Genomic DNA, 20,640 nt, shown 5'->3' on the forward strand with positions numbered 1-20,640 from the left:
GATTATCTTGTGAAGAATCCTGCGTAGGCTATGCCAAGCGATACGGCAGGCTCGTTATTGTAAATATCTTTCAGAAGTCCTATGGAATATTCCCCCTTGATGACAATCTGTTTCATTGGGAAATAGTTGATACCTGCAGCTATGCGGTTTCTTCCGCAGTATTCGTATTTCAGTCCGCTGGTTTTGTGCATTGAGTCATAATAATCATATCTCCCGAAGATGTAGAATTTCTGGTCTTTGGCTCTTGTTTTTTCAAACTGTGAGAAAAGGTCATATCCGGCCTCTATTCCGGCGGCAATGGCGTCAGATGCTACTGCCTGTTTGGGAGAAGGGGAGTTGCTGCTCATTCCCATATTGTATTCGCTTATCAGCTGAGCGTCGGACAGATGGCCATAGTCGAAGTTACCTCTCACTATCCAGTTATGACCGTTATATCCGAAGTCGAATGCTCCGATAGCTACTGTACCTTTTACATTCTTGAACTTCTCCTTTTTGCTTCTGCTCAGAGTGTTGCTGAACGAGTTGCCTACATATCCGCTCACTGAAAGTCGAAGTCCTTTAATAGAATAATTATCCACTCTGAAAGCTCCAGCCATGGCGTTTGCAATCTTGAATTCATATGGGCTTCCTGCTCCGCCTTGAATCCAGTTCATACGGTTGAAACGATCGGAATCAAGTCCCGGCAGTAACATGGCCTCGTATCTCCATTTTCCTGCCTGTCCCCAAAGACTGATTCCTGTTTCGTGCCATGTACAAGGCATAATAGTGTTTTCACCCTCCGGACGGTAGACTCCGAAGAATTCGGTTGGCATATGATGCTGGTTTGTCCCTCCCACAGGTACTATGATATGTCCCATCTTGATATTGAATTCCTTACAGAAAGATTTCTGAATCCAGAACTGTTCGAGTGCCACTTCGCCTCCGCGTTCTATTTCGCTCTCGTATTCGCCGGCTTCTTCCTCTTCTATTTCAACGGCACTTTCAGTTCCTCCGTGCTCGAACTCGATTTCACTTCCCAGCGACCATCCTTTGCCGAAGTCGTAACCTACGTAGAATACCACATGCGGAAGGTCAAATCTGCCGTGGCTTTCACCCTTATAGTTCTTCGCGTCTGTATATCTGAGATAGTTGTCGCTGAAGAAGTTTCTGCTGTATGCAGCCTCGCCATATCCTCCGAATGTAAGTCTGCTTTCTTTCTTTTCCTCTTTCTTGTTTTCTGCACTGTTGTCGGCAAATGCGGCATTGAGTGTAAGGGCCGAGAACACGGCCGTAAATAAGATTCTTCCTGTTGCCATGATTTTATGTCCTTTTATAGTTTTTTAAGTCATGGCAAAGATATCGGCTTTTATACGTTACGTCAATACCTATAAATTGGTAAAATTATACTTAAAAATACCTATAAGTAGGTATATGACGTAATCAAATTGGAGATTTTTTTGTTATTTATGCAATATATACTTAAATTCGTGTTGACAATAAAAACAAAATTTTGGTTATGAGAAACTTTAATTACTATGCGTTGAGCAGTATATGTGCTCTTATAATAGGCATTCTGTTAGTGGTATGGCCAGGCGAAGCAGTACGCTATCTTGTTATAACAATTGGAGTACTGTTCATGCTACCCGGGCTTATAGGTGTGTTTGGATATCTGGCAACTGCAAAGCGTAGGCAAGAGGCCGGCATAAAATCTGTATTTCCGGTTGCTGCGGTAGGTAGTGCTTTGTTGGGATTCTGGCTTATGATTATGCCTGACTTTTTCATTACCACTTTGATGTATGTACTTGGTGTATTATTGGTGCTGGCAGGACTTTCTCAATTGTTTAATTTCATATCGGTACGCAGTATCACCAAAGTGCCGTTTCTGATGTATGTAGTTCCTGTATTGGTATTATTGGCTGGTATAGTGGTTTTGGCAAATCCGTTCCAGGCTGCAACACTTCCTTTTACCATACTTGGTGTTTCCGCTATAGTCTATTCTCTTACTGACCTGATAAGGCTGATACGTTTTAAGAAAAAAGTAATGAAAGAAGAGGAAAACATAGTAGATATAACTCCGATTGAAGAAATCAAGGATTAAAATCTGGAATCAGGTAATTTTTTCAATCTCTTATAACATTAAACAGCGTTTAAACAGTACTTAATTACCGTTTAAACGCTGTTTAAGTTATTACGAATCTTTTTTTATAATTCAGTGTTTCTGTATTGTTTAGGCGACATGCCTGTATATCTTTTGAAATATTTTCCGAAGAAAGAGATGTCAGGGAAGTTCAGCGAGTAGGCTATCTCCTGAATCGTCATTTCCGTAGATTTCAGTTTTGCTTTCGCATCATTTATAATGAATGAAGATATGATGTCTGTCAGGGTCTTTCCCGTAATCTTCTTTATTGTAGTGCTAAGGTGCTGTGGCGACAGATGCATCTTGTCAGCATAAAAACTTACGTTTCTTTCCGTATGATAGTTCATTACCACAGTTCTGACAAGTTCTTTCACTATTTCCTGGTTTCTGTTATATTGCTGGTTTACACTCTTTCCGTTCTTAATCAGATTTCCAAGTCCCAAAATCAGCTGTGTGAAAGTCAGTGCTGCCTGCTCCTGTGTGATAATATTGACTGATATGTTTTTTGCTTTGATAATTATCCTCATATAGCTGTACATGAGGTCAAATGCTTTTTTGTCAAGTTGCAAAACAGGCTTTTCGAAAATAAAAGGGGTGTATTCTATTGATTTTGAGAATAGTGACGAGCTCCTCACAAGCTCTGTGGCAAATCCGGCAAAAATGAATTTACAGTCATCACTTTGTTCCAATACCTGAAAATAAAGGTCCGGCAGCAATATAAGCAATGTCCCTTTTTTCATTGTGTATTGTGTGAGATGTACTGTTATTGAACATGTTCCCTTGAAACATAACAGAAACATATATCCCGGAACCTTTGACGGAGTCTTGAACAGATGTTTGATATTTCCTGTAATATCCATTCCTGCCATCAGGCCTATGTTTTGAGGTATATAATCCAGTTTTTCTAAATGTGTCATATTTTATGCTTGTTTCTATGTCAAGCAAAATTACTTGATTATATATTAAATCCCAAAAAAAGACCCATTTTTCTTTGTTTTTGCCCTTTTATTTTATCATAAATGTATTTGACAAAACAAAAAACCTTGTACTGGAACTATGTTTTTGTTCAAATACAAGGTTTATGTGATAATAACTTGCCGGACTTTTAACGTTTGCCTCCGCCTATGAATTTCCATACTAGTGAGCTGAATGCCGCACCAACCAGCGGCGCTACGATGAACAGCCAGAGCTGGCTGAGTGTCTGTCCGCCTTCCATGATGGCCGGACCTATACTTCTTGCCGGATTTACAGATGTTCCTGTAATAGGGATACATACAATGTGTATCAGTGCCAGTGTCAGTCCGATTGCCAGTCCTGCCATGTTTCCTGCGCCTTTCTTCTCGTCAGTCGCACCCAATACCACTAGTACGAATATGAAAGTAAATACCGCTTCGGCGATGAATGCCTGTGCTGTTTCTCCGTTGTCGAAAGTGTTGGCTCCTGTCATTGTAGGTCCTGCGTGTCCGCCGGTTCCAACCAGTATCGACAATATCATAGCCCCTATGATAGCTCCTACAATCTGGAACACTATGTACATAAAGGCGTCTTTGGTATCAATCCTGCCACTTATCCATGCTCCGAAAGTGATGGCAGGGTTTATGTGGCATCCGGAAATGTTTCCAATACAATACGCCATGGCTACTACTGATAAACCGAAAGCTAACGCAACTCCGATAGTTCCTGTTCCTGCACCTACTATGTCGGCTGTACCGCCGGCAAATACTGCACTACCACATCCCAGCAATACAAGGACCATAGTGCCTAATAGTTCTGCAATGTACTTTCTCATAAACATAAGGTTTTATAGGTTTATGTCTATAAATGTACATATTTTTCTTTGAAAATAGAAATTAAAAGCCTGTTTTAACACAAAATCAGGTATTTGCTTTCTTTATGTTATATCAGCAACAAGCTTACCGCCATTATTGCCATACCGGAGATTACACCGGTAATTCCCCAATGGTGATGTCCGTACTTTTCTGTGCTTGGCAGCAGCTCATCGAATGATATATATACCATGATTCCTGAAACCAGAGCCAGAAGCAGCGCATTGATTGAAGGAGTCCAAAAGGGGATGAGGAAAAGTATTCCTATCAGTGCGCCGATAGGTTCAGCCATTCCCGACAGGAATGAATACCAGAATGCCTTCCTGCGGCTTCCTGTGGAGTGATAGATAGGAACAGACACAGCCACGCCCTCAGGTATGTTATGTATGGCTATTGCAAACACAATAGGTATGGCTATTTCAAGGTCGGTAAGTGCCGATGTAAATGTTGCAAGTCCTTCCGGGAAATTATGTATTCCTATGGCAAGTGCCATCATTACTCCCGTCCGCTTCAGCTTCTTGTCATTGCCTTGCGACGAATGTATCTCATGCGGATTCTCATCTTCAGGAACCAGAAAGTCTATAAGTGCTATAAGCCCTATACCTATGAAAAAGGCCAGGAGCATATATACCGAAGCTTCGCGTTCGCTGTATATTCCGCTGAGCAGATGTACGGATTCCGGCATAAGTTCCATGAATGATACATAAATCATTACTCCTGCCGACAGTCCCAGTGACGCCGACAGAAACCGTGTGTCTGTCTTTTTCGACAGCAATGCTATAAGGCTGCCTATGCCGGTTGACAGTCCTGCTATAAGTGTAAGCCCGAAGGCCAACAGCATGTCGTTGTTGGTTATCATCTTTATTTGGTGTTTAATTATATCCTGCAAATATAATAACCATAAATATCAGAAAAAAGTTTGGTGAAATAATATTTTTTTACGTCAGACTATATATTTACTTAATTGGTTTATTCGTACTTTTGCGACCGTTTAATAAATGAATAAAAAATAATGACTATACATATCAAACGATTACACCCTTTGATGCTGGCGGGCACAGGCAGTGATGTTGGTAAGAGTGTTCTGGCAACGGCATTGTGCAGGATTTTCTTGCAGGACGGTTATCGTCCGGCTCCTTTCAAGGCACAGAATATGGCTCTCAATTCGTATGCCACTCCCGAAGGGCTGGAAATAGGCAGGGCGCAGGCTGTACAGGCTGAAGCTGCTGGAGTGCCGTGTCATACGGATATGAATCCTCTGCTGCTGAAACCGAGTTCGGACCATACGTCGCAAGTGGTATTGAACGGAAAACCTATAGGTAACCGCAGTGCATACGAATATTTTCGCAAGGAGGGAAGGGACGAGCTGCGCCGTGAGGTATGTGCCGCTTTCGACAGGCTGGCGGCACGTTATAATCCTATAGTGATGGAAGGCGCGGGAAGTATCTCTGAAATTAATCTTAGGGATACGGATCTTGTCAATATGCCGATGGCAAGGTATGCCGGTGCGGATGTAATTCTGGTGGCGGATATCGACCGTGGCGGTGTGTTTGCCAGTGCTTACGGCTCTATTGCACTACAGTTGCCGGAAGACCGCAAGCGCATAAAGGGAATAATAGTAAACAAGTTCCGTGGCGATTTGCGCCTGTTTGAATCAGGTGTGAAAATGATGGAGGAGACTTGCGGTGTGCCGGTGCTTGGCGTGATTCCTTATTATAAGGATATCTATATAGAAGAGGAGGATTCTCTGGAATTGCAGCAGAAACAGCGTGCGGCAGTAAGCGGAAAGGTTAACATTGCGGTCGTCCTGTTGCGTCATTTGTCAAACTTTACTGATTTCAACCGTTTGGAGCGGGACGAGCGTGTCAATCTGTATTATACCAATAATACCGAGGAGATAAGCAAAGCTGACATAGTGATATTGCCCGGAACAAAAAGTACTCTGGATGATTTGCTGGAGCTGCGCCGGAACGGGGTGGCCGAGGCTGTAGTCAGGGCGGCACGAAACGGAGCAACCGTTTTCGGTATCTGTGGAGGTTATCAGATGATGGGACTGTATGTAGAAGATCCGGACGGTGTGGAAGGAGGAATAAACCGTTTGCCGGGACTTGGATTGTTGCCTGTTTCTACTGTCATGCATTCGGAAAAGGTTACCCGTCAGACTGAATTCAGATTTCAGGCCCCGGACGGAGATATCTGCAAAGGGTATGAGATTCACATGGGACAAAGCATTTTATCGGCTGACAGTGATGCAGTTCCTTTGAATTATCTGCAGGATGGAACAGCCGAAGGATGGAGAGTGGGAGAGAAATGTTTTGGTACGTATATGCATGGTATATTGGATAATGAAGCTGTTGTCAATTATCTGTTGGCGCCTTATACAAACTTAGAAAAAGGGAATATATCCGATTATCTATCATTTAAGGAAGAGCAGTATGACAGGCTTGCCGCTCATGTTCGTTCGCACATAAATATGCCATTGTTGTATAAAATACTTTCAGATAATGATTAAAGGACACGGTGATGATATTTTTCAGTACAGGAATGGAATCCGTATGAATTTCAGCTCGAATGTTTATGGAAATGTTTCTCATGACGGGCTTAATGCCTATTTGTGCAGTGTGATATCATGCATACGTTCTTATCCTGAACCGGAACCATATTCCCTGGAAAGATTGTGGGCGGAGCAACTGGATATTGTGGATGCTTCGATTTGTGTCACAAACGGAGCTACCGAGGCTATTTATCTTATAGCCCAGTCTTTCAGGGAAAGCCGTTCGGTAATTCTGATGCCTACATTCAGCGAATATGCCGATGCGTGCAGGTTGCATTCGCATGATATCATAAAGGCTTATTCTTTTGAGCGGATGGATATTTCCGGTTGCGATATCTGCTGGATATGTAATCCTAACAATCCTACGGGGAGAGCTGTGGATGTGGATGAGCTCCGTAAGATGATAGTCAATAATTCGGGATGTCTGTTTGTAATAGACCAGTCGTACGAGGCGTTTACAGCTGTTTCATTATTATCGGCCAAGGAAACTGTTATGTTACCGAATGTGCTGTTGCTACATTCCATGACGAAGCATTTTGCCATTCCGGGGCTCAGATTGGGTGGAGTTACCGGAAATCCGGAACTGATAAACCGCTTGAAGAAGTGCAAGATGCCGTGGTCTGTCAATTCTCTGGCTATATCGGCGGGCCATTATCTGCTGACTCATCATGATGAGTTTGAAATTGATTTGCCTGCGTTGCTCCGTGAGAAAGACCGTGTGGCTTCTGCTCTGGAAATGACAGGGGAGATGGATGTCATGAAATCTGACACTCACTATATGCTTGTGTGCCTGAAAAAAGGTAAGGCTTCGGAACTGAAAACTTTCCTGGCAGAGGAAAAAGGAATATTGATTCGTGACGCTTCGAATTTTGATGGACTTGATGAACGCTTCTTCAGGATTGCCGTACAGATGCCTGAAGAAAATGATGAACTGATTAATTGTATTAAAGAATGGATTTGCATACGTTGAATGTATTGTTGCCGTTGCTTGTGGGAGTAGTGTTGGACAAGTTGTTGGGTGACCCTCTTTGGCTGCCTCATCCTGTGGTAGGTTTTGGAAATATGATTCGCTTTTTCGAACATAGACTGAATAGTGGACGTTTCCGCCGTATCAATGGAGCGTTTACGGCGTTGCTGCTTATTGCAGTTGTTTTTACAGCGTCCTATTTTCTCCTGAAATATGTTTCTTCATGTAGTAACTGGGCTAGTGTGCTTCTTTCGTCAGTCGCGGTGTTCTATTGTCTGGCAGGAAAAACATTGATAGACGAGGTCAGGATGGTGTTCGATGCCATGGAAGTGTCGCTTGAAAAAGGCAGGAATCAGGTTGCACGTATTGTGGGTAGGGATACAAACGAACTTGACGGTCAGGAAGTACGTGCCGCTGCATTGGAAACTCTGGCCGAAAATCTGAGTGATGGGGTGATTGCTCCGTTATTCTGGTTCATGCTGCTGGGGGTACCGGGCATGCTGACGTACAAGATGATAAATACTCTTGATTCGATGATAGGGTACAAGAACGAACGTTATCGTCTGTTCGGATATTGTGCGGCAAAGATTGATGATATCGCCAATTTTATACCGGCACGTATCACTGCTTTTCTGATGGTAATGGCTTCCGGACGTCCGTCGCTGTTGAGATTTGTGCTTCGTTACGGGCATGAACACGCAAGTCCTAATTCAGGTTATCCGGAGGCAGCGCTTGCCGGTATCTTGAATTGCCGTTTTGGAGGTCCTCACAATTATTTCGGGGAATTGGTGTATAAACCATTTATCGGCAGTAACAATCGTCAGTTTGTACGTGAGGATGTCGATGTGGCTATCCGTATAAACAGGATTTCGGAAGTTTTTATGATTATCATAGTTGCCGCCGTGATTTATATGTCGTCAGGGGTTCTTCCTGTATCGTAGTCTGGGTATCAGAACTCCGTTTCTACGATTTCACCGTAAGAGGGCTGTTTGCTGAATCCGTTCTCGAATGTTGCCATACCGGCATAAATCATAGCACATACTATGCTTCCGCCGTGGGAGAAAACTACGATTTCGTTTTCTTCCTTTTTAAGAATGTCATCAATAAAGGATGATATCCTGGAATATTGCATCTCCAGAGATTCGCCGTTAGGTGCGGGAAGATGGAGGTAGTCGTCTAACCACCGGGACAGATATGGATCGTCTATCTCGTCATAACGCTTCATCTCCCAGTTGCCGAAATTCATCTCCATAAGCCGCGGGTCATGGACAGCTTCCTTGAAGCCGCAGAACCCGGCAAGCCGTGTGCAGCGTGAGAGTGGACTGGTATATGCTTTCTGGAATGAGTATTTCTTTAGCTGTCCGGCGCATCTTAATGCCTCTTCTTCAAATGAAGCTTTTAACGGTACATCAGTCTGGCCGTAACATGTTCCCGGGATTACATCCGGGGCGGTATGTCTCACCCATACTATTTTCTTCTTTTTTCCTGTACTCATCGTATTTAGGTTTTTATCGGATCAATCCTGAAACTATTGCAATGGAGAACCACATTGACAGTTCACATATCAGAAATGACGCTCCGCAACAATCGCCTGTATATCCACCCAATCGTTTTCGCAACAGGTGTTGTATATAGATAAATACCAGTATCGGAACCGGCAGTGTTATGAAGAAACTGTGAGGCATGAATACAAGCGGAAGCAGTCCTCCGATGGCTGATGCTGTTTCTTCCTTATAGTTTTGTCTTGAGTATATAACCTTTGCTTTGCTTTCTTCTTCTTCTTTACGGGCGTAAGGCAGCAGCCATAGTATATGACTGCATACGAATTTACAGTAAGAATCGCAGCATAGCAGTATAAACGGAGTGTATGACGGATTTATGGAACTCAGGAGCTGGTACCCCAGAAGATAGTATATGATTAATCCCAGGACACCGTATGTACCGATATGGGAGTCTTTCATAATTCTGAGAGTGCTCTCCCTGTCTCTTCCGCCTCCAAAGCCGTCGAAGAAATCGGCAAGTCCGTCTTCATGCAATGCTCCGGTTATGAGAAGACGGACTGTAAGCGCCGCTATTACCGCTATTGAGACCGGAAGTATCTGGCTGACACCCCAGAAACATATCGCCATGATACCGCCCGTGAGCCATCCGCTGAAACTCCAATAGCTGACTACATGTTTGAAACATTCGTCCGGTACGCTTTTGATTTTCCAGAACGGCAGACGGGTGAAGAATATAAAAGCAGCAAGAATCTGATTCATTCCGATAGTCTTTTTTAGTCTTTAGAGTTTAAAAGTATTTTGTTATAGACGCTTTTTTGAATGAGTCCATCTCATTCAGCATTCTGACTGCAGAATCTACTATAGGGTAGGCGCAGACGGCTCCGCTTCCTTCGCCCAGACGAAGATTGAGATGAAGCAGCGGTGATGCTTTGAGATGTTCCAGCAGAATACGGTGACCGGCTTCATCACCCTGATGACAGAAAATGGCGTATTGCAAAACTTCAGGATAAAGTTTTGATGCTGCCAGTATGCAGTTACTCATAATGAATCCGTCAACAAGAATAATCATCCTGAGTTCGGCGGCTTTAAGCATTCCTCCTACAGCCATTACCATTTCGTATCCTCCAAACCGGCAAATGATTTCTTCGGCAGTATGCTCTCCCTTGAAATTGTCCTGTGCCTGTTTCAGGACCTGATATTTGTGCTCAATGCCTTTGGCATGCAGTCCTGCTCCGGCACCGATACATTGCCTCAATGGTATATTCGCGAAAGATGACATCCAGAGCGATGAGGCTGACGTGTTTGCTATACCCATCTCGCCGAAGCTTACTATGTTGCATCCTTTGTTATGGGCCATTTCCACGCATTCAGCTCCTCTCTCTATGCACAGTTCCATTTCTTCTTTGGTCATTGCCGCCTCATGAAGATAATTGCGGGTACTCTTTCTTACCTTCATGTTGATTATTCCACGGTCATAAGGCAGGTCATAATCTACTCCGGCATCTACCAGCATCAGTTCAAATCCATGCTGTCGGCACAGGAAGTTTATTCCAGCACCACCATCCAGGAAATTATATAGTTGCTGCCATGTTATTTCTTTTGGAGAGACGCTAACTCCTTCTTCCACTATACCGTGGTCGCTGGCAAACAGAATGTTGTATGGATTGCTTAAACGTGGAGAAAGTGTATGCTGGATCATGCAAATCTGTTTGGCAAGCTCTTCTAGTCGGCCCAAAGAACCTTTTGGTTTTGTAAGATTGTCTATTTTGTCGATTACTTCCAGTTCAAACTGCGGATCGTGTATTGGTTTGATATTAAACTCTTTCATTTTCTGATTATTTTTTATTTTATCTTCATTGGAATACCACAAACCATGAAAATCACTTCATCGGCTTTCGAAGCTACATACTGGTTTGCAAATCCTTGGACATCTGTGAATTTGCGCTGTATCTCATTCTCTGATACTCCTCCAAGACCTATCTCGTTTGTCACGAAAATGAATGTCGCGTCCTGAACGGTAAATTTGTCGAACTCTGCTTTTATTGAGTCCAGTGTTTTCTGGACATCATGATGCTTGAAGAAGAAATTAGTGCACCAAAGTGTGATACAGTCTATCACGATAACCCTTCCTTCCAGATTGTACTTGCTTAGTTCCATTTCTTCCTCTATATTAGTCCATTCCGGACCACGATTTTGCTGATGGCGCAATACGCGCTGGCGGAACTCCTCATCCCATATCTTTGCTGTGGCAAGATAGACAGGCCTGTCCGTTAGCTGATGTGCAAGCTTTTCAGCGTATGTACTCTTGCCGGAGCGTTGTCCTCCGGTTATTAGAATAATTTTTTTCATAGCTTTCTGTAAATAATACTTACTGCCCTACAGTAAGCATAAGTCCAACACCTCTTACTGTCTTGATCTCTACCTGAGGGTCGTTTTCGAACAGCTTTCGCAATTTTGTGATGAACACATCAAGACTTCTCGAAGCGAAATAATCATCATTCTTGTCCCAGCAACGGTTCAGGATAACCTCTCTTCTTACCACTTCGTCTTTGTTTTCGGCAAGCAGTTGCAGAACCTGTGCCTCTCTTGCAGTCAGTGTAGTGTTATTGCCAGATTCATTGTTGTGCAGCGTAGCGTGTCCTGCATCAAGAGTATATTTCCCGAACTTGCACATTCCGCTTTCATCGCGTGTTTTCGAGCCTTCCTTCATTTTCAGTATAGCGTGCAGATGGGCATCCAGCTCGTCAGGGATGAACGGTTTCTTCACGTAGTTGTTCACACCAATGTCATAACCTTTTCTGACGTCCTTTGGCGATGTAAGTGCAGAGGCAAAAAGAATAGGGGTGTCGCCGTCAGTCTCCCTGATATGGCGTACCATTTCGAAACCATCCATTACCGGCATGTCTATATCCGATATGATGATGTCAGGATGATGCTCCTCCCATGCCTGCAAGCCTTCCTTGCCATTGAAAGCGGTGATTACCTCATATCCGCCAATTATATCCTGTAGTCCGCTTTGGACTATGTATGAAAGATTCTTGTCGTCTTCTACTAATAACAGTTTTATCATTGTTCTTCTGATTTTTCTACACAAAGATATTTAAAATATCGTATTGTCTGTTTATTTGTAAAATAAAAATTGAATAGAGCTGAAAATATGATTTAATCATTATGACTCTTGAGTAACAACAGCTCATATATCTCCTTTGCCTCCTGCTCTTTCAGATTCATTATGATGAACGATGTTCCATTGGTGGAAATCACCAGTTTCACCCTGTGATAATATGGTGTGAAAGGAGTGGAACCCATACGTACTACCTCTATATTGTCATACTTCACATAATTATAAATCTCGGCAAACTTTCCGTTGCTTATTTCCATATAGTCCTCTTTGAGGGTGATATGGCTTCTGCGTACAGCAAGAAATCCCTTGGCAAGCGAAACCAGCATATAAGCTATGGGAGCAAAAAGCCAGATGTACTGTCCGTAATAGCACAAGACTATGGCTACTGCCAGCGAAATCAGAATGTCGAATCTTATGGTGTAGCCAAGCAACCCATAACCGGAGCGGGCAGAAATGACAATGGGCGAGGATGTATAGTCTTTCCCAAGCCACCAGCTCAGGAAGTTTCCGTCATGCGACGAACCGTAAATCTTTACGTCGGCACCTTTCTTTTCGTCTGTGGCATTCAGTGCCTGCCTGACCATTATAGTGCAGCATCCCAACCAGTTTTCAATGATATTCCTTTTCACGTAAAGTGTACATACCTTGTCGAATGAGAACCGGCTGCTGTTGCGCGTAATCAGTCCGCTTTCGAAGAAAAGCTGTTTTTCGCCCATACGTATATCCATATTGAAGTATTGCAGGAAAACCTTTCCCATCCACAAGATCAGTATTACTAAGTACAATATCACGATGACCGTTAATACAGCTGTAACAGAGAATGCTGAAGAATCGGCATGTGTCTCTACATAGTCAATGAAATAATTTGCAGCCTTATCGTTGACGGAAGTTATCTGATTGTACAGCGTGGCAAGCACACCGAACAGCACAGCCATGCCTTTCAGGTGATTCTGGCAGAGAGCACCTTTAATCAGATTCAGGTTGCTTACCTCCAGTTTCACGGTCTTGCTGTTTGCTGTAGCCACTTGTTCCGTAGCTACTGTCTCTTTCACTTCCTCCTGTGTATTCTCCTGAATCTCCACACGGCTTAACAGAGCATCCCAGTCGTCATCGTCAAGGATGAGTTCTATCTCTTCAGTCCGCGATGCAAGCGTGTCGAACGAGATGCCTTTCATATCAAGCATACGATAGATGAGACCGCTCTTGGTACGTAAAGACTGAATCTTATTCAGAGGGATGCTTGTCCTTTCATGCTGTATTACACCATGGATAAAAATCAGATTACCGTCCTCGACGTAATATTTCTTGAAATAGAAGCTTAGGAATGCGGTTATCAGCGATAAGGCAATGAATCCTGCCAGATAGGACAGAAGCATTATTATGTATTCCATGACAGAAGTTTCATCGGACGAATCGAATATCCTGACAGTGAAAAGTATCAGGATAAGACTTGCATAGCTTCTCAGAGCCTTCACGAAGAAAATCACGAAAGCGCTTTTGCTCATCCTGCGCGGTATTGAGAAATCATTTATTTTCATTTCTTATGCTTTCTGTTATAAGTGCCTTAATATCGTTTGCTTTCTCTTCAGTCAGTCCCGGAATGCTGGTAGCTTCAAGCATCTGCGCACCGTTTACGATGTCAATGGCATAAAGCCCGAAAATGCGTGTTATCGGGTTCTGGCGTACGCTGACCTGCTGTATCTTACAGAAAGGAATCGTAATTACGGAAGGGAATATGATTCCTGAACGGTATGTGATGTCATGCTCGCGGATGGCGAATCCTTTGTAGGCATAGGCCTTGGGAAGTAGAAAAAGATTTACAATCATAGCTGTCAGGAAAACACATTCTATGCCGATTGTCATTGCCACACGACAGGTGAACTCCTCTGCCAGAAGGAGCAGAAGTGTGAGTCCCATAAAGATGATATAAACCAATACTGTTTTTACTATCTGTACTTTCAGGTATTTCTTTTCCAGCGGAGTATAAATGAGGTTCTCCACCTTGTCTATGTTATCAAAGTTCAATTGTCTGTTTGTCATATTATTATTGATTTTGGTTTATTCCTCACTGTCTGTCAGAGGCAAATATATTATAAATTCGGTAAACTCACCCTCAATGCTGTTAACAAATATCTTCCCGTGATGTGCCTTTACCACCTGATCGACAAAGCTCAGTCCGAGTCCGAAGCCCGATGCGCCGTTTTTGCGGCTACGCTTTATTGCGGACGCGCGTTCAAACTTCTGGAATATCAGATGAATGTCTTTTTCTGAGATACCGAATCCGTTGTCGCGTATCTTCAGCATAGTGTATCTGTCGTCCTGAGCAGTGCTTATTCTTATCTCCACGCTTTCATCCGAATATTTTATGGAATTGTCTATCAGGTTGCTCAGTACCTCTTCCAGATATTCAGCGTCGGCATAGGCAGTTTCGGCTTTTATTTCTGTAATGAAATTCACTGTCTTTTGCGATTTCGCCTTGAACTTCTCGGTCAGTTTCTCTATTATAGGAATAAGCTCAACTTCTGTTCTGTTCATCTCCAGTTTATGGTTTTCCAGCTTGGAGATTGTCAGCACTTTATTTGTAAGGGCAAGCAGATGGTCTGCCTCGTTTTCGGCAATGTCGAAATATTTGTCCTTCATTTCCTGCCTGTTGTCAAGCTTTCCGCTTCTGAGGAAATTCAGCGCCATGATGATGGAAGTAAGCGGAGTTTTCATGTCGTGTATCATGGCGTATGAGAAGTCTTCGCGAATCTGGAAAATCTTTTCGAAGCGTGAAATGAATCTTACCTGATAGCTGATGCAGACGATTACGAGTAGCATGATGATGAATGTACCGGCAAGCATCAGGCCCATACGCTCTAAAAAAGTCTTATTAGGATTGGTGATGATGAGCTGGACAACCTGTGTATAATCCGATCGGATAGGAAAGTATTTGGGTTTGACAGCCATAAAGGACGGTTCTTTTTGGGTGCCGATACCGTTTATCTTTTCTCCCGTCTTTAAATTTATAATGTCAATATAATATTGGTTCCCTAATCCGTTTTGGGTTAATAATTCGGCAGTAATGGAATCAAGATTGTGCAACGACATCGGATATCCCATGTCTGAAAGCCGTTCATAAAAATATGTCATTGGAGGAATGGTGTCGTTTGTAGGTCCGCTCATGATTTTTGTTCCTTTGGGAGTTTGTCCGAATCTCATATTTCCTTCTTCCTCCAAGGCTTTTTCAATGGTAGCATAACCTTCATTCAGAATGTCGTTTTTTATCAGTTCATACGAATTGTATATCCATATCATCTGCAAAGCCATAGCCCCGACAAGTCCTACGACAGACAGTATGGTGATGAATAATATGTTTTTCTTACGTTTTGAAGTCTCCATATATGATATTATATGACTTTTTAATGGTTTTTCAGTGCAAATATAATATTATGATTGCTAATATAAACCATAAATTGAAGTATTAACCTAAAGATAACATAAGGATAACGAATGATTTGATTGTATCACATTATATTTGCAGTGTGATAAAGAATAAAATGAAAAAATGCAATAGACATGAAAGCACTTAAAAAATATTTTAGCGGACAGTCATCCGGAAAAGGAACATTGATTTTGTACGGAAGAGGCTCTGAAGGGGAGGAAGTGATGATAGACATCACAGAACCTAAAAGAATAAATCTAAAAGCAATAGTGGCATTCATTATTATCCTGCCGGTTATGATGTGGCTGTTTTCTGCCATTTATGGAACTGAAAGTCTGAATGTAACTTCAGAGAATTATTTCAGTAAAGGCAGGTATGTCGTATTTTCCAGTGTGCTTTGTGGTATTTTATTGAACTGGTTAATTCAGGCCATCGTTTATATTATAATCAATCCTCGGTCATATAGTAAATTTGCAGTAATACATAATAAGCGAAACCATACCATACGTTTCTTTTATAAAGGAGATGTGAGGATAATTCATTTCCGTATAGCTAATATCCTTGCACATTGTGTATGCGGATATATCCCTTTGCTGTTAGGTTTTATAATAGGTGATATTTCTATATGTTACTTTGGTCTTTTGTCAATCGTCTTCTTCTTTGATGAAACCAGTCTTGTATGGAGACTGCGCCGTTACAGCGGACAGGCTTTGTGCAGGTATAAGTCAGATAGAGAATAACTATCCGAGATTATGACAGAAGGTTTATTACTCTATATGAATCTACGCTCAAAACAGATTGTGCGTCTATTTGCAGGTATCGGACCGTTCCGGTGTCTGTTTCTTATCGGTATTGCTGCCATACTGTTTTATGCTTTTACGAAAGTAACGAGTGTATGGGTATTGCCAGTATGTTATCTGCTTATGCTCTGGCTGTATCATAACAATAGAAAAGACAAGGAGTTTCTGTCTTTACAGATGCATGGAATCAAAAGATTGTTTACGGCAGAATATTTATTGCTCGGTTTACCGTTTATTACTTCGGGGATAATTGCTGCAAATTACATTTCTTTACCGCTTATCATACTGATTGCGGTAGTTATGCCGTGGATTCACCCTGTAAGGTTTCATTCTATAATTCTGCCTATGCCCTTATTATACTGTGGGGATTTGTTGTATAGAAGGATGTTCCGGAAACAAGTACTACCGTATGCGGTATTGCTCTTTCTGTCTTTCATGGGAGTACTGCATGACAATATCAATCTCTGTAAAGTATGCCTGATACTGTGGGGAGCTATTCAGGGAACTGCTTATATGGTGACGCCACCGAAGCATGAACTCTCTGTCTATAACAGTTTCGGAATGTATCAGCTGATACTGGTCAAATCAGGGCTGAGGAATATCTTTATAACCATGTTCCCGTTCATTGTACTTATTCTTGTGCTGATACACGATACAGAAGCTATACTTTTCTGTCTTGTATTGTTTTCTTCGACATTGTTATACCAGTTGAATATGGGCATGGCAAGATTCTCCTTTGAGACACAAACAGTAATGGGAATATATTGGCTGCTATTCCCGTTGCCGTTGTTTTTAGTTTCGATTATAACCCCAGTCGTACTGATACTTTATTTAGCTTTGAATATAGGCCTTACACTTTCTGTAAAGAAAAAATATAAACATATATGGAACTGATATATATAAAAGATTTGAGCAAGGCATACGGTAAGACGAGAGTGCTTGACAACCTTTCCGTCTCTTACGAATCCGGGAAAATCTACGGACTGGTGGGAGAAAACGGAGCCGGGAAAACTACACTCTTCAATTGCATTATGGGAGTAATCGATTACGACGGTGAAATAAGGAAGTCATCCAATATGGCCGTTGGCTATATGCCGGCTGAAAGCTTCTTCTACTCCCTTATCACAGGAAAGGAGTATCTTGAGTTCTGTGTTAAGGCAAAAGGGAAGAAGATGGACGCTAAAGCCATAGATTCCTTGAATAAAGTCTTTCAACTGCCATTGGAAAGATTCGCTTCAGACTATTCCACCGGGATGAAGAAGAAACTTGCACTTATGTCCCTGCTCCTTCAGGATAATGACCTGTACATCCTTGACGAACCTTTCAACGGGGTAGATCTTTACGGATGTATCCAACTTAAAAGAATCATACGCGAACTGAAGGACAAAGGGAAGACTGTCATAATATCATCGCATCTTATCAATACCTTACACGAACTGTGTGATGAGATTGATTTCCTGGATAATCATACCATCCGGAAAAGATATATTCAGGCATCAATTGATGAGATTGAGCAGGATATTCTTAACAGGAAACATTAACCTAAAGATAACGTATTGATAACATAAACTGTTGTTCCTAGCGCATACCTTTGCAGTATAAGTCATTAATCTTGCAAAACTTATATGTAATATAGATTTTATGTAGCAACATATTATAGTGAATATAGCGAATTTGTTGTAAAATATATATTGACAAATTACCCTGTTTACTCAACTTAAAGATAATTCTTTTCAATGAATTTATATAAAAAAATAAAGCAATGAAGAAAAAGACAAAACGTAATTTGATTATCACGGCGATATTAATAGTATTAATCAGTGCAATAATTGCTTGGCTTGCTTATCCGTTCGTCCGTTATAGTTCACATACACTTGCTTACCGTTCAACTCTACCGGAAAATGCTTGCTATCAATATCCAATTCAATACAGTGAAGAGGGGTGGTTTTTGATTGATTGTGTCATTAACGGCAAATATAAAGTACCTCTCCGCATCGACACGCAAGCAACGAGTCTCATGCGAGAAGATTCCATCCATGCGTATAGTGGCGAATACTGGGGAAATCTGCCTATTAAAAGTACCAATGCTTATCAGAAAAAAGATTCGCCTGAGTTGTATACATTTACTTCTATTTCTTTTGGTGATGCATGCATACAAGAACCAATGTTTAACAGCATCAGTAAGGATAATATAATATACAACGTAATAGATGAAGGCATTTTCGGAACTGAAATGTTGGCTATCGGCACATGGAAATTTGATACAGAAACTGGAATGATGACACTTTTTCATTCCAATAATAAAGACCTGTTGGCAAAGGAAACTATAGGTATGATTTATTATCCTCAAGGTCTTCGTGAAGATTCCATTCCGATTTATATTGAAGGAATAAATGATAAAGTATGCTTTACACTCGATATGGGTTATGCTGGAGTATTAGAAATAAATAACGCTCTTGCAGATCGGCTTAAAACGCATTTCCACTATAAAGAAGAAATCACGAAGCACGGAGAAGAATTAACTGATACACTTTCTATTTTCAAGATCCCTGTTACGATTGCCGGAACACGGATTGATTCTTGCGAGATTGTGAACAGCCGCATTGTGAATGCCAACTATATCGGAGCCGAATTTATGCACCATTGCAATTTTGTATTACATCATTCCCTTAATGAACATGGCAAGCCGAATAAAGATCTCTATCTGAAAGTGAGAGAATAACTGAACAAAAAACAAATTCTAATTATATGATAAAAAAATATTTTCGCTATTTATTCCGCATACTGTCAATCCTATTTATTTGTGTGCTTATATATCTTGTTTACATAATCTTTTGGATTAGAAATTTCAATGTAGAACAAAGCAAAGCTGTTGAAAATATAAGTGTAGATTTACACCAGACCTTCCCGATAATCCGTGATCCGAACGGTTGTTTTGGAGTCGTTGCTACAGTAAACGATCAATATACTGATACACTCTTATTTGATACACAAGCATCTACTTCGCTTGCCAAGCAAGAAGTTCTTGACCGATATGAAGCGGAATACTGGAAGCGAAAGCCTATGCCAACGTTTAACTTCTACAAACAAGCCTACTTCTCAAAACTATATAAAGTGAATGATATCACTCTTGGAAATGGAAAATTGGAAGGAGTTATTTTCACGTCAGTCCCGAAAGATAATGGTATGTATAATGCGCTTTACAGACCTGTATTGGGACGAGCCATCATGGAAAACATAGGTTGGAAATTTGATATGGATAATAATGAGATGGTTATGTTCGCACTTGACAATGAGCAGTTGTTGCAACATGAGAGTAAAGGATTCACTCTTACAAAGGAATCTGTAAATGATTTACAGCTGTATAGTGAACAGACCGATACTTTGAACGTGATGTTTGATTTAGGTTCGAATTATGACATCATAATAGACAAGAACGTTTATGAGACACTACGAAAACGCCAAACACCGAGAATGTATATCAACTATCGTAGAGAGGGGCTAACCGATACCATTGCGGAGTTTCATGATATTACCGTGTTTTGTAATGGGATAGCCATACCAGACTGTACGTTAAGTTACATACCATCAATTGACAGAAATGTTGCTGGCAACATCTTTGCCGGAAAGATCAATTTCATACTTGCTAATGGAGATCTATATATCAAAAAACGTACTGATGGGGCACTTCAGCCCATTAAAGACGGGCTGCCTTCACTCGGTTTACGCCTTAATGTCCGCAACAATACTATTTGTGTTACGGCATTGGAAATAAATGGACCGGCAGAAAAAGCAGGGTTAATGTTAGGTGATAAGGTTATTGCTATTGATAAAGGAGCAATCGAATTCGACATAATGTCCGTTTCAAGCGGCAGATTAGAATCATATATCCGACAAGCAAAGAGCCTTACTTTGGAGATAGAGCGTAATGGGGAAAGGAAGATATTTGTTATCATGCGGAAAAGGATAAGTATCTAACTTGTCTTTGGTTGAATAAATAATGGAGGATAAAAAGGTTATGTTTATGTGTTATATTGAAAAGAAAAATAGAATACCTCTTTGGGGTGATTTGCTGCTTTTAATTTTGGGTTTCTTTTTTGGAGCCTTGATAGCAGAGGAATGCACTTTGTCTTTATTGGGCTCAACTGGTTATGAAAACGACCAATATTATTTGTTGTCTGCTATACTGTCCTGTTCAATGGTGTCTTTGGTTGTCTTGTTTTTGCATTGTATCATAGACAGACGTCCTTTAAGCGAACTTGGCCTGTGTTCTTATAATAAGTTAAGAAAATTTTCTAAGATTATTATATTGTGGACTGTTATAGTA

General features: G+C 41.4%; 21 protein-coding genes and 1 pseudogene. 10 read left to right on the plus strand and 12 right to left on the minus strand.

The features are described 5' to 3' along the window. Positions 1–2 precede the first annotated feature (2 nt). Positions 3–1,295 carry a hypothetical protein gene (locus I6E24_RS02080; protein ID WP_204507865.1) on the minus strand — a complete coding sequence of 431 codons (1,293 nt, stop codon included), beginning with the start codon at positions 1,293–1,295 and terminating at the stop codon, positions 3–5. Between the two features lie 200 nt (positions 1,296–1,495). Between I6E24_RS02080 and I6E24_RS02085 the strand changes: the two genes are divergently transcribed. Further along, the gene (locus I6E24_RS02085; protein WP_204507864.1) at positions 1,496–2,077 is read left to right on the plus strand and encodes an HdeD family acid-resistance protein; all 582 of its coding nucleotides are present in this window, start codon (positions 1,496–1,498) and stop codon (positions 2,075–2,077) included. A 104-nt stretch (positions 2,078–2,181) separates the two neighbouring features. Here the strand turns inward: I6E24_RS02085 and I6E24_RS02090 are convergent, their stop codons facing one another. The 3 genes from I6E24_RS02090 to zupT all read right to left on the minus strand — a co-directional run bounded on the left by I6E24_RS02090 (position 2,182) and on the right by zupT (position 4,801). Continuing rightward, positions 2,182–3,033: a helix-turn-helix domain-containing protein gene (locus I6E24_RS02090; protein WP_235325865.1), complete on the minus strand. Its 852-nt coding sequence runs from the start codon at positions 3,031–3,033 to the stop codon at positions 2,182–2,184. Between the two features lie 188 nt (positions 3,034–3,221). Then, positions 3,222–3,905, minus strand: coding sequence for an MIP family channel protein (locus tag I6E24_RS02095; RefSeq protein WP_235325867.1), 684 nt, complete (start codon positions 3,903–3,905; stop codon positions 3,222–3,224). A 107-nt stretch (positions 3,906–4,012) separates the two neighbouring features. After that, positions 4,013–4,801, minus strand: coding sequence for a zinc transporter ZupT (zupT, locus tag I6E24_RS02100; RefSeq protein ID WP_154042915.1), 789 nt, complete (start codon positions 4,799–4,801; stop codon positions 4,013–4,015). Between the two features lie 153 nt (positions 4,802–4,954). On the opposite strand from zupT, the gene I6E24_RS02105 reads away from it, so the two are divergent. The 3 genes from I6E24_RS02105 to cbiB are packed head-to-tail and all read left to right on the plus strand — an operon-like array spanning position 4,955 to position 8,404. Continuing rightward, entirely contained in the window at positions 4,955–6,454 is a 1,500-nt protein-coding gene (locus tag I6E24_RS02105; RefSeq protein ID WP_235325869.1) for a cobyric acid synthase, read from the plus strand. After that, entirely contained in the window at positions 6,447–7,466 is a 1,020-nt protein-coding gene (locus tag I6E24_RS02110; RefSeq protein ID WP_235325871.1) for a threonine-phosphate decarboxylase, read from the plus strand. Before I6E24_RS02105 ends, I6E24_RS02110 begins: the two co-directional genes overlap by 8 nt. Then, entirely contained in the window at positions 7,448–8,404 is a 957-nt protein-coding gene (gene cbiB, locus I6E24_RS02115) for an adenosylcobinamide-phosphate synthase CbiB (protein WP_235325873.1), read from the plus strand. Before I6E24_RS02110 ends, cbiB begins: the two co-directional genes overlap by 19 nt. Before the next feature lie 8 nt (positions 8,405–8,412). On the opposite strand, the gene cobC is transcribed toward cbiB, so the two are convergent. The 8 genes from cobC to I6E24_RS02155 all read right to left on the minus strand — a co-directional run bounded on the left by cobC (position 8,413) and on the right by I6E24_RS02155 (position 15,470). After that, entirely contained in the window at positions 8,413–8,958 is a 546-nt protein-coding gene (cobC, locus tag I6E24_RS02120; protein WP_235325875.1) for an alpha-ribazole phosphatase, read from the minus strand. Positions 8,959–8,971: 13 nt separating this feature from the next. After that, positions 8,972–9,724: an adenosylcobinamide-GDP ribazoletransferase gene (locus tag I6E24_RS02125; RefSeq protein WP_235325877.1), complete on the minus strand. Its 753-nt coding sequence runs from the start codon at positions 9,722–9,724 to the stop codon at positions 8,972–8,974. Between the two features lie 28 nt (positions 9,725–9,752). Then, on the minus strand, positions 9,753–10,793 hold the full coding sequence (gene cobT / locus I6E24_RS02130) for a nicotinate-nucleotide--dimethylbenzimidazole phosphoribosyltransferase (RefSeq protein WP_235325879.1): 1,041 nt from the start codon (positions 10,791–10,793) through the stop codon (positions 9,753–9,755). A 14-nt stretch (positions 10,794–10,807) separates the two neighbouring features. Further along, the gene (cobU, locus tag I6E24_RS02135; protein ID WP_235325881.1) at positions 10,808–11,314 is read right to left on the minus strand and encodes a bifunctional adenosylcobinamide kinase/adenosylcobinamide-phosphate guanylyltransferase; all 507 of its coding nucleotides are present in this window, start codon (positions 11,312–11,314) and stop codon (positions 10,808–10,810) included. Positions 11,315–11,333: 19 nt separating this feature from the next. Further along, positions 11,334–12,035, minus strand: coding sequence for a response regulator transcription factor (locus tag I6E24_RS02140; protein WP_204392035.1), 702 nt, complete (start codon positions 12,033–12,035; stop codon positions 11,334–11,336). Positions 12,036–12,127: 92 nt separating this feature from the next. Then, positions 12,128–13,627 (minus strand): PH domain-containing protein, encoded by a 1,500-nt coding sequence (locus tag I6E24_RS02145; protein WP_235325883.1) that lies wholly within the window; start codon positions 13,625–13,627, stop codon positions 12,128–12,130. Then, positions 13,614–14,129 carry a PH domain-containing protein gene (locus tag I6E24_RS02150; RefSeq protein WP_235325885.1) on the minus strand — a complete coding sequence of 172 codons (516 nt, stop codon included), beginning with the start codon at positions 14,127–14,129 and terminating at the stop codon, positions 13,614–13,616. Before I6E24_RS02150 ends, I6E24_RS02145 begins: the two co-directional genes overlap by 14 nt. A gap of 18 nt (positions 14,130–14,147) precedes the next feature. After that, positions 14,148–15,470 carry a sensor histidine kinase gene (locus I6E24_RS02155; RefSeq protein ID WP_235325887.1) on the minus strand — a complete coding sequence of 441 codons (1,323 nt, stop codon included), beginning with the start codon at positions 15,468–15,470 and terminating at the stop codon, positions 14,148–14,150. Between the two features lie 177 nt (positions 15,471–15,647). On the opposite strand from I6E24_RS02155, the gene I6E24_RS02160 reads away from it, so the two are divergent. The 6 genes and pseudogenes from I6E24_RS02160 to I6E24_RS02185 all read left to right on the plus strand — a co-directional run. After that, complete coding sequence (locus I6E24_RS02160) at positions 15,648–16,253, plus strand: hypothetical protein (protein ID WP_235325889.1); 606 nt, start codon at positions 15,648–15,650, stop codon at positions 16,251–16,253. A 12-nt stretch (positions 16,254–16,265) separates the two neighbouring features. After that, positions 16,266–17,207, plus strand: a complete 942-nt coding sequence (locus tag I6E24_RS02165) for a hypothetical protein (RefSeq protein ID WP_235325891.1) — start codon at positions 16,266–16,268, stop codon at positions 17,205–17,207. After that, positions 17,198–17,854 carry an ABC transporter ATP-binding protein gene (locus I6E24_RS02170; protein WP_235325893.1) on the plus strand — a complete coding sequence of 219 codons (657 nt, stop codon included), beginning with the start codon at positions 17,198–17,200 and terminating at the stop codon, positions 17,852–17,854. Before I6E24_RS02165 ends, I6E24_RS02170 begins: the two co-directional genes overlap by 10 nt. 221 nt (positions 17,855–18,075) lie before the next feature. Beyond that, positions 18,076–19,035: a hypothetical protein gene (locus I6E24_RS02175; RefSeq protein WP_235325895.1), complete on the plus strand. Its 960-nt coding sequence runs from the start codon at positions 18,076–18,078 to the stop codon at positions 19,033–19,035. Positions 19,036–19,118: 83 nt separating this feature from the next. Beyond that, on the plus strand, positions 19,119–20,291 hold the full coding sequence (locus I6E24_RS02180) for a PDZ domain-containing protein (RefSeq protein ID WP_235325897.1): 1,173 nt from the start codon (positions 19,119–19,121) through the stop codon (positions 20,289–20,291). A gap of 22 nt (positions 20,292–20,313) precedes the next feature. Beyond that, a pseudogene (locus tag I6E24_RS02185) lies at positions 20,314–20,640 on the plus strand (CPBP family intramembrane glutamic endopeptidase); the annotation flags it as partial.

It is taken from the genome of Bacteroides caecigallinarum, assembly GCF_021530995.1.
GTDB classification, from domain to species: Bacteria; Bacteroidota; Bacteroidia; order Bacteroidales; family Bacteroidaceae; genus Phocaeicola; species Phocaeicola faecigallinarum.

What these genes read in the sequence shown, in the direction of transcription:
- I6E24_RS02080 (WP_204507865.1), bottom strand. Translation starts at nt 1,295, where the DNA reads ATGGCAACAGGAAGAATCTTATTTACGGCCGTGTTCTCGGCCCTTACA.
- I6E24_RS02085 (WP_204507864.1), top strand. Translation starts at nt 1,496, where the DNA reads ATGAGAAACTTTAATTACTATGCGTTGAGCAGTATATGTGCTCTTATA.
- I6E24_RS02090 (WP_235325865.1), bottom strand. Translation starts at nt 3,033, where the DNA reads ATGACACATTTAGAAAAACTGGATTATATACCTCAAAACATAGGCCTG.
- I6E24_RS02095 (WP_235325867.1), bottom strand. Translation starts at nt 3,905, where the DNA reads ATGAGAAAGTACATTGCAGAACTATTAGGCACTATGGTCCTTGTATTG.
- zupT (WP_154042915.1), bottom strand. Translation starts at nt 4,801, where the DNA reads ATGATAACCAACAACGACATGCTGTTGGCCTTCGGGCTTACACTTATA.
- I6E24_RS02105 (WP_235325869.1), top strand. Translation starts at nt 4,955, where the DNA reads ATGACTATACATATCAAACGATTACACCCTTTGATGCTGGCGGGCACA.
- I6E24_RS02110 (WP_235325871.1), top strand. Translation starts at nt 6,447, where the DNA reads ATGATTAAAGGACACGGTGATGATATTTTTCAGTACAGGAATGGAATC.
- cbiB (WP_235325873.1), top strand. Translation starts at nt 7,448, where the DNA reads ATGGATTTGCATACGTTGAATGTATTGTTGCCGTTGCTTGTGGGAGTA.
- cobC (WP_235325875.1), bottom strand. Translation starts at nt 8,958, where the DNA reads ATGAGTACAGGAAAAAAGAAGAAAATAGTATGGGTGAGACATACCGCC.
- I6E24_RS02125 (WP_235325877.1), bottom strand. Translation starts at nt 9,724, where the DNA reads ATGAATCAGATTCTTGCTGCTTTTATATTCTTCACCCGTCTGCCGTTC.
- cobT (WP_235325879.1), bottom strand. Translation starts at nt 10,793, where the DNA reads ATGAAAGAGTTTAATATCAAACCAATACACGATCCGCAGTTTGAACTG.
- cobU (WP_235325881.1), bottom strand. Translation starts at nt 11,314, where the DNA reads ATGAAAAAAATTATTCTAATAACCGGAGGACAACGCTCCGGCAAGAGT.
- I6E24_RS02140 (WP_204392035.1), bottom strand. Translation starts at nt 12,035, where the DNA reads ATGATAAAACTGTTATTAGTAGAAGACGACAAGAATCTTTCATACATA.
- I6E24_RS02145 (WP_235325883.1), bottom strand. Translation starts at nt 13,627, where the DNA reads ATGAAAATAAATGATTTCTCAATACCGCGCAGGATGAGCAAAAGCGCT.
- I6E24_RS02150 (WP_235325885.1), bottom strand. Translation starts at nt 14,129, where the DNA reads ATGACAAACAGACAATTGAACTTTGATAACATAGACAAGGTGGAGAAC.
- I6E24_RS02155 (WP_235325887.1), bottom strand. Translation starts at nt 15,470, where the DNA reads ATGGAGACTTCAAAACGTAAGAAAAACATATTATTCATCACCATACTG.
- I6E24_RS02160 (WP_235325889.1), top strand. Translation starts at nt 15,648, where the DNA reads ATGAAAGCACTTAAAAAATATTTTAGCGGACAGTCATCCGGAAAAGGA.
- I6E24_RS02165 (WP_235325891.1), top strand. Translation starts at nt 16,266, where the DNA reads ATGACAGAAGGTTTATTACTCTATATGAATCTACGCTCAAAACAGATT.
- I6E24_RS02170 (WP_235325893.1), top strand. Translation starts at nt 17,198, where the DNA reads ATGGAACTGATATATATAAAAGATTTGAGCAAGGCATACGGTAAGACG.
- I6E24_RS02175 (WP_235325895.1), top strand. Translation starts at nt 18,076, where the DNA reads ATGAAGAAAAAGACAAAACGTAATTTGATTATCACGGCGATATTAATA.